The sequence below is a fragment of the Mobiluncus curtisii ATCC 43063 genome (genome assembly GCF_000196535.1).
GTDB classification, from domain to species: Bacteria; Actinomycetota; Actinomycetes; order Actinomycetales; family Actinomycetaceae; genus Mobiluncus; species Mobiluncus curtisii.
On record NC_014246.1, the window covers coordinates 546,748 to 560,547 of the forward strand.

Here is a 13,800-nt window from a genome sequence, read left to right on the forward strand (position 1 = left end):
CCGACAGCGCCCCCACCAAAACAGCAGGAAATGTCCATGCCCACGCGCATCCCAAAACCAGAAAACAAAAACCATCACAGACAAAACATCCGCAACACTGGCAATGCTCCCTAGAAAGGAGGTGATCCAGCCGCACCTTCCGGTACGGCTACCTTGTTACGACTTCGTCCCAATCGCCAATCCCACCTTCGACCGCTCTCCCTCAAAAAGAGTTAAGCCACGGGCTTCGGGTGTTACCAACTTTCGTGACGTGACGGGCGGTGTGTACAAGGCCCGAGAACGTATTCACCGCAGCAATGCTGATCTGCGATTACTAGCGACTCCAACTTCATGGGGTCGAGTTGCAGACCCCAATCCGAACCGAGACCAGCTTTAAGAGATTAGCCCCACCTCACGGTATCGCAACCCTCTGTACTGGCCATTGTAGCATGCGTGAAGCCCAAGACATAAGGGGCATGATGATTTGACGTCATCCCCACCCTCCTCCGAGTTAACCCCGGCAGTCCCTCACGAGTCCCCGGCCGAACCGCTGGCAACATGAGGCAAGGGTTGCGCTCGTTGCGGGACTTAACCCAACATCTCACGACACGAGCTGACGACAACCATGCACCACCTGTACACCACCCCGAAGGCTGGCCCATCTCTGGAACCATCGCAGTGTATGTCAAGCCTTGGTAAGGTTCTTCGCGTTGCATCGAATTAATCCGCATGCTCCGCCGCTTGTGCGGGCCCCCGTCAATTCCTTTGAGTTTTAGCCTTGCGACCGTACTCCCCAGGCGGGGAACTTAATGCGTTAGCTACGGCGCAGAAACACAGGATAGCATCCCCACACCTAGTTCCCAACGTTTACAGCGTGGACTACCAGGGTATCTAATCCTGTTCGCTCCCCACGCTTTCGCTCCTCAGTGTCAGTAACGGCCCAGTGACCTGCCTTCGCCATCGGTGTTCCTCCTGATATCTGCGCATTCCACCGCTACACCAGGAATTCCAGTCACCCCTACCGCACTCAAGCCCGCCCGTACCCACCGCAGACCAACAGTTAAGCTGCTGGCTTTCACGACAGACGCGACGAACCACCTACGAGCTCTTTACGCCCAATAAATCCGGACAACGCTCGCGCCCTACGTATTACCGCGGCTGCTGGCACGTAGTTAGCCGGCGCTTCTTCCCCCACTACCATCAACACAGCCAAAACTGTGCCTTTTTCGCGAGAAAAAGGAGTTCACAACCCGAAGGCCTACACCCTCCACGCGGCGTCGCTGCATCAAACTTTCGTCCATTGTGCAATATTCCCCACTGCTGCCTCCCGTAGGAGTCTGGGCCGTATCTCAGTCCCAGTGCGACCGACCACCCTCTCAGGCCGGCTACCCGTCAAAGCCTTGGTAAGCCATCACCCCACCAACAAGCTGATAGGCCGCGAGCCCACCCAATCCCAGAAAAAACCTTTCCAAACACCACCATGCGGTGACGCCTGAATATCCAGTATTAGCAGCCGTTTCCAGCCGTTATCCCAAAGAAAAGGACAGGTTACTCACGTGTTACTCGCCCGTTCGCCACTAATCCACCACAGCAAGCTGCGGCTTCATCGTTCGACTTGCATGTGTTAAGCACGCCGCCAGCGTTCGTCCTGAGCCAGGATCAAACTCTCCAAAAAAAACAAACCAAAAACAGTCCATCCAAAAAGAGCCAGAAAAACCTGACAAACACGGTCCTCATCAAATCAGAAAACCGCAAAAACACTAACAAAAGCACCCCAAAAAAGGACACCAAAAAAACGCGTAAACAAAAAACAAAACGCTATCGAGATCAAAACCAACAAACCCACTCGCGCGAAGTCACCCTCGCACCGGGGAACCCGATTTTAGAGCACAGAAATCCTCTCGCGGTTCATTCCGTAACTTTGCCATCAGACCCGAGTTGCTGCCCTTTCGACTTTGTCAGTCTCAAGCGCAACGGATATATAACTTAGTAGGTTTTCTACACAGTGTCAAATCGAAGTTGCACATGCGCTATTTTCCCTGTGTTTCCAACGGTTTTACAAAGCGGCTTTTTGGCGCAAAGCATCCGTCAGTTTCATTCGTGCGCCTGTAGCCAGGATTCCTCCTCGATACAGTCGCGCCCCCAGCCATAGCAAGAAGGGGAGAATCGCCAGGTTTATCAGCACAGAAAGCCAAGGCTCCCACCACTCCACGGTGGAGGAGGCAAGCTGACGTGCCGGCATCGCGTAGCAGTTGAGGAACGGGATTAACGAGACCACTTTGATGAAGACGCTTCCGGGCGTAAGGAGCGAGAAAATGGCGGCGTAGAACCCGCCCATCTGCAGCAAAATGAGCGGAAGGGTGGACTGGCCAACATCTTCTTGACGCGATGCCAGTGCCCCCGCCCCGGCGAATAGCACCATATAGGTCGCTAAGCCCAAGATAAACCACACTATGTACCAGCCAGAGAAACTGGCCAGGTCAATCCGGATTCCGCTGGCCAGGCCGGAAATTAACAAGGCCACCAGTCCAGCTGAGCCCATGATTACGATTTGCAGGGCTCCTAATAGTGTGATGCCCAGAATCTTGCCGATGAGGAGCTGCATAGGCGTCACTGTCGAAACCAGAATTTCCACTATTCGTGAGGATTTTTCTTCCACGACACCGTTAGCCACCAGTTGTCCCGACGCCATGACGAGGCCAAATAGCAGAGTAATGAGCACCATTACCACCAGGTAAGCCGCGAAGTTAAAGTCATCCCCGCTAGCCTCGGACTCTGAGACGTCTTTCACCTCGACCTGCACCTGTTGCATTTTCTGAGCGATTTCCTGGAAACTTCCACCCAGATTCCCAATATACGAGCTCAACATGACGCTTTGCGCGGTGGCATTAATCATCAACATCGCCGTAGGAGAAGCCGGTCCATCGCTAAACACCACTGGCTTATCCGCAGTACCGCCAATCCCCAGGCTAATCTCCTTTTTTTGTACCGCCTGTTCCAATTCCTGGTCGTCGGCGTATCCCTTTACCTCATACGCTGGTCCCATCGGGGAAGCTGTATTCAGAAAGGGATTCGCCTCGGGTTCAAAGGCCGGTGCGTAACTTTGGGTTTGGGTGGTTACGCCGATTTTCTCGGTGTCCGCTTCGGAGAGGTGAAAGAAATTTGCCAATCCCCCTGCTATTAACACCACCAGCACCACCACAATGGTAGAGATAATGGTGGATTTGGATTTCATTCGCACCGAGAACTCGCGCCCGGCAATAATCATGATTTGTTTCATTGCTGACCACCTTTCACATCCTCAATCTCGGTGCTGACCGTCTCGGTTACCCCGGATTTTGGTTCGCTTTCTTCCACGGCGCTGCGGAAGATTTCCGCCAGAGAGGGGATTACCGGGACAAATTCGGTGACACTCCCCGTCTCAACGGCGGCCTGCAGTATGGCGTGAGCCGTAGGGCTGTCTGAGAGAACCGGCACCAGCAAACCGCCGGAAATAAACTGTACCGATTGATTTAATTTTCGGGCAGCATCCGCCCCTGCCGCAACGGCAGCTGCATCGCCGCACAACCGAACCATCGGAGTCCCCACTTCTCTCCGCAACTTTTCAACCTCCCCCGAGGCAACTATGGAGCCGCCTGAAAGAATCGACACGTGCGTACACAGCGACTCCACCAGGGACAGCTGATGAGACGAGAAAATGACCGGCACCCCTTGTGCCGCATACTCCTGTAAAACTCCACTCATGACATCTACTGCCAGCGGATCCAAGCCCGAAAACGGTTCGTCGAGAATCAGCAGCACCGGATTGTGAACCAACGCCGCCGCTAGCTGCACGCGCTGTTGGTTGCCGAGGGAAAGTTTTTCCACATTATCTTTCAGCCGCTCGGACACTCCTAAACGCTGTACCCAGCGCTGGGTTGATTCGCGTGCAATGCTTCGATTCTGACCGTGCAATCTGGCAAAATATTCCAGCTGCTCGCCAACTTTCATCTTTGGATACAGACCGCGTTCCTCCGGCATATAGCCGATTGAGGCCCGCACCGTGGCATCTATAGGTTCGCCCCCGAAAGTCACCCGTCCTTGATTCGGATCAGTAATGCCCATCACGATACGCATGGTTGTGGTTTTCCCGGCTCCGTTGGCTCCCACAAAACCCAAAATCTGACCAGGCTGCACATTCATAGAAACCCCTCGTAAAACTTCACGCGTTCCAAAAGATTTGTGCAAGCCCTCAATACACAGAGTCTTACTGTTTTGCACCAAGAGTTTCCCCCTCAATTTTTGTTACGTTATTGTCAGAATACACATTCTCTCACTCCCTCGCATCCAATTCCGTTAAATTTTCTGCTGCCCTGTCGAAAGAACCCGCCCCCACGCATCCGGTTCCGTTTGCCAAGGTCTCCCGGTGTGGCGTATAGGATAAAACCCATGTCATGGTGGGAAGCGCTAATCCTCGGTATCGTCGAGGGCATTACAGAATACTTACCGGTCTCTTCAACGGGACACCTCACAATCGCTGAATACCTGATGGGTAAACAAATCGATGACGTAGGAATGGTCGCTTTCACAGCGGTCATTCAAATCGGCGCCATCGCGGCGGCAGTACTTTATTTTTGGAGCGATATTTGGCGCATCATTAAGGCTTGGGTGACGGGGGTATTTCACAAGTCCGCCCGCCGCCATCCCGATTACCGTTTCGGCTGGGCCATCATCATTGGGTCGGTGCCGATTGCTGTAGTGGGCTTGCTGTTTAAAGATTTTATAGAGACAGGCTTGCGCTCCATGTGGTTCGTAGCGGCAGGATTGGTAGTCTGGTCAGCAGTACTGTTCGCTGCCGACCACTATGCAGCTCGCCGAATGGCGAGGAAGCCCGCTCATAGCTGGCAAAACACCAATTCTGATAATCAAACCACCATAATTCAGGCGTTACTCATTGGTTTAATGCAGTGTGTATCGCTGATTCCTGGGGTTTCGAGATCCGGGGCGACAATTTCTGCAGGGCTGTTCCTCGGCTTTGACCGGGTGCTAGCGACCCGGTTGTCCTTTTTCCTGGGAATTCCGGCTTTGGTCGCCGCTGGGACTCTCGAGGGCATCAGCAATTTCGACACCATCGGGGAAACCGTAGGCTGGGCACCCACCCTTTTAGGGCTGGTCATGTCATTTGTAATCGGCTATGTTTCTATTGCTTGGCTGTTGAAGTTTGTCTCGAAACATAGCTTTAATTCTTTCATCATCTATCGTCTGTGCATCGGCGGGCTAATTGCGGTGCTGCTGATTGCTGGCGTTATTCCAGCGAATTGAAAGCAGGTACCGTGGAATCGCTAAACGCAGAACTTGGGTTGTTCATCTCTACCTTCACGACCTTGTTTGTAATCATCGACCCTTTTGGGAACCTCCCCGTATTCATGTCTCTGACAAAAGACCTCCCTAAGAAGCAGCGTCAAACTGTGGCTTTGCAAGCTAACTTGTTGGCGATCGTCATTCTGTTCGTATTCGGGTTCTTTGGCTTTCAGCTGTTCGGGCTGTTGGGAATCAGTCCCGCAGCTCTACAGATTTCCGGCGGGTTGCTGCTGTTGATTGTGGCTCTTCAGCTTCTGACCGGAGCGGAAGGAACTGTCGGCGAAGAAGGAGGCTCCCTAAACATTGCAGCTGTCCCACTGGGCACTCCCCTGTTAGCAGGACCGGGGTCAATAGTGGCGCTGATGGTTGCGATGGGAAATGCGGGTCATCATCCTCTGTCTGTAATAGCGGTGGCAAGTGGAGCTTTCGCAGTCATGTTCGCCTCCTGGCTGGCTATGCATTTTGCAACTCCGATTATTCATTTCTTGGGGAATTCGGGCGTCGCGGTAATGACCCGACTAGCTGGAATGCTGCTCGCAGCCATCGCGGTGGAGCTGATGATTAGCGGTGTAATCTCGGTGGTCCAAGATGTCGCCAAGACTCTCTAAGGCGTTACCCAAACAATTTATACCTAGGTCTTGTATATATCCTTTCTCACAATTTTTCCTGGTTTCAGCCGCCCCCTTCCCAGCAAAATGAAATTGGATTAAGCTGAAAGCAGCGACACATCTGGGTAAGGCTGCGCGTCCCCTACTCTCGCGGCTTTGCCCGAATTTGAGGAGGAGCATAATGACACAAGTAAAAGCCTACGCAATGGATGGACCCGATCAGCCTTTTCACCCCACAGTCTTGGAACGCCGGGAGCCCGGCCCCACCGAGGTTTATTTTGAAGTGAAATATGCCGGAGTCTGTCACTCTGACATTCACACCGGTCGTGGCGAATGGGGTTCCGTCACCTACCCGCTGACACCCGGTCATGAAATTGCAGGGATTGTGACAAAGGTTGGAACAGACGTTACAAAATTTAAGGTCGGGGACCGCGTGGGAGTGGGCTGCTTCGTCGATTCCTGCGGGCATTGTGAGACTTGCCGAGCAGGCAGCGAACAGTTCTGCCGCAGCGACGGAGGCACTATCTGGACTTACAACTGTGTGGGACGTGATGGACTGCCTACCGCCGGGGGCTACTCACAGGGAATCACTGTTGAACAAGACTACATTTGCCACATTCCGGATTCCATTCCGTTGGACAAGGCAGCACCAATTTTGTGTGCAGGGATTACCTTGTACTCACCCTTAACACGCTGGGGCGCCGGTCCCGGCAAGAAAGTCGCCATTGTGGGAATGGGCGGTCTGGGGCACATGGGGGTCCAAATTTCTGCCGCTCTAGGAGCCGAGACACACGTCATTTCACGTACTCGCGCCAAAGAGGCTGACGCCATGCGTTTCGGGGCAGTACAGTTACACCCCACCAGTGAAGTTGGCACTTGGGAGTCTATGGCTGGACAATTCGACCTGGTCGTCTCCACACTGAGCGATGGGGTAGAACTTGATGACCTAGTTGGTTGCGTGAAGCCTGAAGGCGTCGTGGCTGTAGTCGGGCTGCCCGAGCACAGGCAACAATTCTTGATGCGCAGTGTCGTCAACGATCAAAAGATTATCGCTGGTTCCAGTATCGGAGGCATCGCCAAGACTCAAGAAGTCCTGAATTTCTGCGCAGAACATGACATTGCACCCCAGATTGAAATCATCAGTGGCAATAAAATTAACGAAGCCTGGAATAACGTGGTGAATTCCAAGGTGCGCTATCGCTACGTGATCGACACGTCAACTTTCTGATTCACGAGAGTCCAAAAAGATTTTCCGCGTCACAAAGTTCCACGCTGCCACCACCACGGTGGCAAGGATTTTTGTGATGAGCGGCTCAATACAGAACACGACGTCGCCGACGTAGAGCATGATTTCGTTGATGCCCAATCCAATGACAGCACCCACGAAGAACAGTACCACCTCACGTCGGCGCGTCATGTCACTCTTGTGCCGAAACACATAGCGCATAGATGCCGCATAGTTAAAGGCTAGGGAAACACAAAAAGAAATCACTGCCGCAATGAGGTAATGAATCCCGACTATTTTATACAGCAAGGCAAAAAGCGCGTAGTCGATAAAAAATGCCAGCAATCCCACAATTCCGAAACCGATGATTTGTCTGCACAGATGCCAGAGTTTCTTCCGAAGACAATGCGATTGGGGTGACGGGGTCATTTCCATACATTCGACTATTGTCTACGACACTAGAATCGGAACCGGCTTCGCTCAATTCTGAACTTCCAGTCGTAAAGCTAGGGGTGTCGAGTCCTTTCAGATATATCCACGGATAGAACGGCTTTCGCAGGTCACCAAACCGCAAAATGGGTGGTTTTCGGGGTGGTTTTAGTCTATTTCCCAGCCCTAAAATCGCTGGGACCTGCAATCTTACCCTTCCGGTGGAGCATAGGGGATTCGAACCCCTGACCTCAACATTGCGAACGTTGCGCGCTACCAACTGCGCCAATGCCCCGGTTCGTATAGATTGTAGCGGTTGAAGTAGCTAACTTCCAATTTTCCTCGTTGCCCTGACGACGTCGTGTCGGAATGCCGGGAACTAAACCGAGAATTCGCCTCAATCTCCGCTGGCGCGGCGTCGCTCGAGAATGCTTTCCAAATCCACCGGCGCAACGCTAATATCTTCAGCGCTCAGAGCCTCACCGGCGGGCGGAATCTGAGCAGTTTGCGGACGCATCGGTACTGGTGCATATTGCCAATCAGCTCGGAAGTCTTGTTCCACAACCACCTGGCGTATCGCTCCGGTCTTAAGCGTGTAAGACGGAGTCGGCAAGTCTGCAGGATTCCACTTTTTCACAGCGGGTTCAGACGCGGTTTTAGTGGGTTTTTCTACGAGTTCAGAGTTTGGAGCTTTCTCAGAGGTAATCTGTTTGTCGCCGCGGGAGTTTACCTTTGCTACCTTTTCCGGCACTTCGACGTCAGCAGATTTCTGTACCGAACGTTTCATATCTGCCGGCCGGTCTGTTTCCGCAGTTATGCTCACTGCCGCGGTAGGCGCTGCTTCATTAGCTATCCGCACGGCTTGCGCCAGAGTGCCAGGCATTTGTTTTCCTCCCGCTAGCGAAGTCGCCGCAACTTTAGCCCACTGCTTAGCTCCGCGCATTCCGACGGACTGCAATGCAGCTCTTCCCGCAGGGCTTTGCGCCAAACGCTTTTCCAAAGCCCAAATGGACTGCTGGAATTGACGATCTTGTTCGCGACCGCGCTTCGCCGCAATAACTCCCCACGAAATGGTTGCCCCTATACCCATCACAGGAGCTACCATCACCCACCAAGCGAGGAAACCGGTGGCTGCAAACGCACCAACTATAACCAAGGCAAGCACCATAGCTCCCAGCAGTCCGGCACGACGACGAGCAGAAGTAACCCGATTGGAAGCTGCCGCTGCGCGGTTGGCTTTTATCTCTGTGTAGGTTCTCAAATCCTGAGCCATTTTAATGGGACGGGTCGCTGCGAGTCCGAGCTTACCTTGGTTTTTATGCAGCGCAACCTCTACAGAATGCGGTCGCTGCGTCTGTTGGTCCAGGTCCAAGAGCCGCACTCCATCCGAAAAACGATCATCGTTTCGGGCTTGTCCCATCAGCCGTCGCGATTTTGCCACCTGCGGTAAAAGTACCACGGTGACCACCAATGTCAGACCTAACAGAATCCATGCAGAGATACCCACAAAACCAAAATAACGACCGGCTGGTACAAAAGGGTTGCGCCACTCCGGATGCCTCTCGGAATGGGACATTTTGACCAACAGCAGAATTCTCAGCAGTTAACAGTTGTCACACCAATAACTGTTTTAACAGTACCTCGCTAATTATTTTGACGGCGAATTATCGTGCTGAAGCGTTGTCTCGAGCGTCGTCTCCAGCCTCGCCACCATGTCGCCAGGATGCCATTCTTCCGTGGTAATCGCGAAGGAACTATGATCTCGCCACGCCCCATCAATGTAGAGAAAACGCTGGCGCAATCCCTCATAGCGCAACCCGAGTTTTTCCACAACACGCAACGAAGGGCGGTTTTCCGGTCGAATGTTCACTTCTAACCGGTGCAGACCGTAGGACGCGAAAATCCAATCGATGACCATAGCTAGAGCCAGTGGAGTCAGCCCCCGACCGGCAAAGCGGGAATTAATCCAATAGCCCAGGGCAGCGCTCATCTCTGCCCCACGATGTACGGAACTAAGCGAAATCTGACCAGCCAGACGCCCTTCTGCAACGATGCCGAAATACAATCCCTGTCCCAGACGTGCGGTGCGCGCGGCATCTTTCACGAATTCGTCGATGCTGACCGGATGTCCCAGCCCTGGTGGCGCTCCAGCTTCCCAGGGTGCCAACCAAGACCGGTCCGCCATTCGCAGCTTTTCGATGGCTAAGAAATCTCGCCCTTTCAACTGGCGTACTTCCAGCCAATCGAAATCTGTCTGTAGACCCCGTTGTTTCAGGTCTTCCTCCCGGATGATGACTCGCCGAAACGAGCCGGGGTAAACCGTTTCACCTCGCAAATTACGCATTTTGTAACGCTCATTCCAAAACCATGCAGTGTAAAGTTTGCTGCGGTTTGACCTCAGTAACATCCTCCGGCACCACCGCAAATGCATTGGCTAAAGCCAAAGCTGCGAGGCGAGCCTGCGGATGCGAACCCAACACTTCCCCGCGATATTCTCCCGGCTTTCCGGTCAGAATCACCGGGACGAACTCGCGGCGTTCTGCGGGAGAAACCCAACCTCGTGACATTTTTGCCGACACCGAAGTACGGTACAAGTTCGACCAACCTGCCATCTTTCGTAACGCTGGACGCACAAAAGTTTCAAAGGCAACTTGGGCAGCCACCGGATTACCTGGCAAGCAATAAATCGGAACCTCCCCCAGCTTGCCGACACCCAACTGACGCCCCGGTGCAATCGCCACATTGTCAAAGCGCACGGCGCCTAAAGGAGTGAGTACGTCCTTCACAGTATCTGCCGGACCATAGGACAGACCTCCGGTAGTGACAATCACGTCAGCACGCACCAGTTGGTCTTCAATAGTTTCGCGCAATCGCGCCCGCTCATCGGTGACCATCACCCGAAAAGTTTTCGCGTCAACTTCCTCGGCAGCCGCCGCCAAGCTATGACCATTCGCGTCATTAACCTGACCCGGTTCACGATGGGCTCCCGGCTCAACAAGTTCATCACCAATACTCAAAATCACGACGCGAACTCGCGGATGCACCCGCACTCGTCCCTTGCCCAAAGCCGCTAATAAAGCGATTTTTTGCGCGTCTAAACGCTGACCGGCACGCAGTACCGTCGCACCGCTAGGGACATCAATACCGCTGGGAATAACCATTGCATCGGACCCTGGGGACGCCGGCTGGTTGACTGTCACCTGGGAAATCCCCATGTCTGTTGATTCCACCGGGACAACCGCATCAGCTCCAGGGGGCAACGGAGCCCCCGAAGCAATCCGAATTGCGCTGCCTGGCACCAATCGGGTCCACACGGTATCTCCCGCTTGAATATCCGCGGTAACAGGCAAGATTGCGGGACTGTGGACCACATCCTGAGCACGGACCGCGTAGCCGTCCCCCCCAGCCAAGTCAGTTGCAGGCAGGCTGGAATCGGCAATAATGTCCGCCGCTAACACACAACCCACAGCATCTTCCAGGGGTACCGCCAGTTCCGGCAACGGCTCAGCTGCCAGCAGGCACAGATTCAGATGTTCTCCCACAGAACGCATCAGTCAGCGCCTGCCTTTCTGACCTGATTCGCGACATTTCCCCGGAGGAGTTTTGACCACTGTTGATTCATCAGTGCCGACTAAGCCCCGCATAAATTTCCGAAGCTCAGCACCGAAATCGGGGTTCTCCAGGGAAAGCTCCATTTGCGCCTGCAAGTATCCCGTCAAATTGCCGGTGTCGAAGTGGCGTCCCTGGGAGACAACTCCCCACACTCCGCCTCCCTCATGAGCAGGAATTTCAGCAAAAGTCGCGAGCGCATCAGTAAGCTGAATCTCGTTATTGCGCCCCGGAGCAGTACGTTCCAAAATTTCAAAAATGCGAGGACTCAACACGTAACGTCCCATCAAGGCGTAAGGCGAACGAACCTGATTCGCATCCGGTTTCTCAATAATGTCAGCCAATTTGAACACTTCGTGTCCCGCTGCTGCCGCTCCCAAGTCAACCGACTCGACCCGTGCGGAGCTGTAAAGTTTCGCTTCCGCCACGCTAACCTTCATCAGGGCTACCACACACCCTCCGGTTATCGCGTGCACATCCAGCATCGTTTGCAGCAAGGGATCTTCCGGGTGGTACAAATCATCCGGAAGCTGCACCACAAAAGGCTGTTCCCCGACAGAATCACGAGCCTGCAGAACGGCATGACCAAGCCCCTTAGCCTGTTCCTGCATCACCAAATCAACCTGGGGCAAGGGCAAATCCTGCGAATCAGACTCGTCGCCGGTATCGGTAAAAAAATCTCCCAGAGTTGCCTTTCGTGGACTGGTCACCACGTGAAACTGCTCAATCCCACACTGGAGAGCCTCATCAATCACGGTCATAATTACCGGTCGATCCACTAGGGGAAACAGCTCTTTGGGGACCGATTTGGTCAGAGGATACATCCGGGTTCCCTTCCCGGCAGCAGGGATGACGGAGCACCTAACTTCTAAACTCATAAATCAAGCCTAATCTATCTTGGTGCAATAACAAGATAAATCAACGTAAATAAGGCACAATGTTAAGGTGCATGAGATGGAGCTAAACCTACCTGATTTGCGTGGGCAGGAACCCGAAGACGCTAAGCAACAGTTAAGGCAACTCATTCGCGGAGCCAGAGACCGACTCAGTGACAGCCAGGTTTCAAAAGCTGGTCAGGATATAAGGGATCGAGTGCTGGAGTTCGCCGCCGATTTTCACACCATCGCCTGCTACGTCTCAGTTAAGAAAGAGCCTCCCACCTTGGATTTGATTGAGGCGCTTTATCAACAAGGAAAGCGGCTGTTGGTGCCAAAGCTTGGTTCCAAGCTAAACCGTGACTGGGCTTTTTATGCCGGTCGCGACGATTTAGCCAACCGATCGCCAAACCGACCGATGGAACCTAGCGGGGATGCTTTAGACTCCTCCGCCCTAGCCGCAGTGGATTTGGTCATCACCCCTGCTCTGGCAGTAGATAGACAAGGAAATCGCTTGGGTCAAGGCGGTGGCTGGTATGACCGAGCTCTACCTTATGTTAAGAAACAAACCCCTATCTACGCGATGTGCTACACCCATGAATTGCAGCAGGAACTAATCCTCCCCACGGACCAATACGACATTCCGGTAACCGGCGTGTTAACGCCCTCCTGCTGTTTCAAATTGAAAGATTCTGAGTTTCAAAAGTCCGGAATTTTGCCCGCTTAATTCCCCCATATTACTCCCTTGAACTGCTCTTTTACTGAAATTCTGAGAGTTTTCCACAAGGGTGGTGAAGATTGGGTTTTCCACAGGTAGGTAGCCACGGTAGTGGCGTAATGTCTGCGTTCTTCCTAGCGTGGGCTCATGACCATAAATCGTTTTTGGAATTGGCGTTATCCCCTCGCCGCAGGACTGGCTATCTTGGCAGTGTTCGTTGCGGTGACGCTCTTTTTACCTGAAAAAGCAGCCGCCACCGTGGTGGTAGTCAAACACGAAGTGTGTGCAGGCTGCGAAATCACTGCCCAGGACGTGAGGCTTTCCGCCCTCGCCCCCTCCGCTGTTCCCCAAGATCACTTTCAAAAAGCTGACCGTGTCATCGGGAAGACTGCTGCGGTGAGTCTGACTTCGGGAACGGTACTGCAACCAGCATTGCTGGTAGAAAACGCGGTGGAGGATCTGCGAACCGGAGAAGTTGCCTTCGCTATCGAAGTTAGCGATCCCGCGGTGGCAGGATTTTCCAAGACCGGGCAGTCGGTAGAAATTTGGTGTTCCGGGGGAAACGTGGATGGGCAACTGTTAGCTTCCAACGCCAGAGTGGTCGGCGTAAAGGCTGTCTCGGAGAATTTTTTGGGGACCGGAAACTCTGCCTCTATCGCTTACTTGGCAGCACCAGAGGACGAAGCCCGTCGAGTCATCGCTGCCAAGACCGACCATGACCTTAGCTTCGTAGTGCGCAGGTAGCGAATTCCGCGGCTACAACTTTCCAAAATGCGGGGGAATGTCATTTTGCAGTCGCTTGTCGTTGGATTCGTCGATTTCGTCCTGCGTTTCCGGGGGCATCTCCACACTTCCACCGCCAGGAATCGCAAAGGGGTTGTCCTTGCCTTCGTCTTGCCGGGAGATATAGGTGGCACGACGGTGACGGCGAATCCGCTGACGTTCCTTTTTCGGTTCAGGCTCGACCTTTTGGGCAGCAAAAATGTCTCGTGGCGTAGGTTTGTTCTGTTCCATCAT

13 protein-coding genes, 1 tRNA gene and 1 rRNA gene are annotated in these 13,800 nt (G+C 53.4%); 5 read left to right on the forward strand and 10 right to left on the reverse strand.

The features are described 5' to 3' along the window. Positions 1 to 114: 114 nt before the first annotated feature. From HMPREF0573_RS02330 to HMPREF0573_RS02345, 3 genes are all read right to left on the reverse strand, one after another. Positions 115 to 1,654, reverse strand: a 16S ribosomal RNA gene (locus tag HMPREF0573_RS02330). Positions 1,655 to 2,035: 381 nt separating this feature from the next. Beyond that, positions 2,036 to 3,259 carry an ABC transporter permease gene (locus tag HMPREF0573_RS02340; protein WP_013188778.1) on the reverse strand — a complete coding sequence of 408 codons (1,224 nt, stop codon included), beginning with the start codon at positions 3,257 to 3,259 and terminating at the stop codon, positions 2,036 to 2,038. Next, entirely contained in the window at positions 3,256 to 4,239 is a 984-nt protein-coding gene (locus HMPREF0573_RS02345) for an ABC transporter ATP-binding protein (RefSeq protein ID WP_041797893.1), read from the reverse strand. Before HMPREF0573_RS02345 ends, HMPREF0573_RS02340 begins: the two co-directional genes overlap by 4 nt. 168 nt (positions 4,240 to 4,407) lie before the next feature. Here HMPREF0573_RS02345 and HMPREF0573_RS02350 point away from each other — a divergent pair, with 168 nt between their 5' ends. The 3 genes from HMPREF0573_RS02350 (at position 4,408) to HMPREF0573_RS02360 (ending at position 7,155) form a co-directional block, all read left to right on the forward strand. Next, positions 4,408 to 5,280 carry an undecaprenyl-diphosphate phosphatase gene (locus HMPREF0573_RS02350; RefSeq protein ID WP_004011543.1) on the forward strand — a complete coding sequence of 291 codons (873 nt, stop codon included), beginning with the start codon at positions 4,408 to 4,410 and terminating at the stop codon, positions 5,278 to 5,280. Beyond that, positions 5,277 to 5,927: a MarC family protein gene (locus tag HMPREF0573_RS02355; RefSeq protein WP_004008032.1), complete on the forward strand. Its 651-nt coding sequence runs from the start codon at positions 5,277 to 5,279 to the stop codon at positions 5,925 to 5,927. The genes HMPREF0573_RS02350 and HMPREF0573_RS02355 overlap by 4 nt, the downstream gene beginning before the upstream one ends. 181 nt (positions 5,928 to 6,108) lie before the next feature. Beyond that, a complete protein-coding gene (locus HMPREF0573_RS02360) occupies positions 6,109 to 7,155 on the forward strand; it encodes an NAD(P)-dependent alcohol dehydrogenase (RefSeq protein WP_013188780.1) in 1,047 nt (348 codons plus the stop codon). On the opposite strand, the gene HMPREF0573_RS02365 is transcribed toward HMPREF0573_RS02360, so the two are convergent. The 6 genes from HMPREF0573_RS02365 to HMPREF0573_RS02390 all read right to left on the reverse strand — a co-directional run bounded on the left by HMPREF0573_RS02365 (position 7,144) and on the right by HMPREF0573_RS02390 (position 12,068). Then, a complete protein-coding gene (locus tag HMPREF0573_RS02365; RefSeq protein WP_004008030.1) occupies positions 7,144 to 7,587 on the reverse strand; it encodes a GtrA family protein in 444 nt (147 codons plus the stop codon). The two genes, HMPREF0573_RS02360 and HMPREF0573_RS02365, sit on opposite strands and share 12 nt — an antisense overlap. A gap of 216 nt (positions 7,588 to 7,803) precedes the next feature. After that, positions 7,804 to 7,876 (reverse strand) — tRNA-Ala (locus HMPREF0573_RS02370). A 102-nt stretch (positions 7,877 to 7,978) separates the two neighbouring features. Next, on the reverse strand, positions 7,979 to 9,157 hold the full coding sequence (locus HMPREF0573_RS02375) for a hypothetical protein (protein ID WP_236589778.1): 1,179 nt from the start codon (positions 9,155 to 9,157) through the stop codon (positions 7,979 to 7,981). A gap of 72 nt (positions 9,158 to 9,229) precedes the next feature. Next, positions 9,230 to 9,925, reverse strand: coding sequence for a GNAT family N-acetyltransferase (locus tag HMPREF0573_RS02380; protein ID WP_013188782.1), 696 nt, complete (start codon positions 9,923 to 9,925; stop codon positions 9,230 to 9,232). Between the two features lie 10 nt (positions 9,926 to 9,935). Then, a complete protein-coding gene (locus HMPREF0573_RS02385) occupies positions 9,936 to 11,132 on the reverse strand; it encodes a molybdopterin molybdotransferase MoeA (RefSeq protein ID WP_004008027.1) in 1,197 nt (398 codons plus the stop codon). A 3-nt stretch (positions 11,133 to 11,135) separates the two neighbouring features. Continuing rightward, positions 11,136 to 12,068, reverse strand: coding sequence for a UTP--glucose-1-phosphate uridylyltransferase (locus HMPREF0573_RS02390; RefSeq protein ID WP_013188783.1), 933 nt, complete (start codon positions 12,066 to 12,068; stop codon positions 11,136 to 11,138). A gap of 76 nt (positions 12,069 to 12,144) precedes the next feature. On the opposite strand from HMPREF0573_RS02390, the gene HMPREF0573_RS02395 reads away from it, so the two are divergent. Together HMPREF0573_RS02395 and HMPREF0573_RS02400 are read left to right on the forward strand one after the other, a co-directional pair. Then, on the forward strand, positions 12,145 to 12,792 hold the full coding sequence (locus HMPREF0573_RS02395) for a 5-formyltetrahydrofolate cyclo-ligase (protein ID WP_013188784.1): 648 nt from the start codon (positions 12,145 to 12,147) through the stop codon (positions 12,790 to 12,792). A 138-nt stretch (positions 12,793 to 12,930) separates the two neighbouring features. Continuing rightward, a complete protein-coding gene (locus tag HMPREF0573_RS02400) occupies positions 12,931 to 13,527 on the forward strand; it encodes an SAF domain-containing protein (protein ID WP_004008024.1) in 597 nt (198 codons plus the stop codon). A 12-nt stretch (positions 13,528 to 13,539) separates the two neighbouring features. Here HMPREF0573_RS02400 and HMPREF0573_RS02405 read toward each other — a convergent pair whose 3' ends face one another. Then, positions 13,540 to 13,800: a hypothetical protein gene (locus HMPREF0573_RS02405; RefSeq protein WP_013188785.1), complete on the reverse strand. Its 261-nt coding sequence runs from the start codon at positions 13,798 to 13,800 to the stop codon at positions 13,540 to 13,542.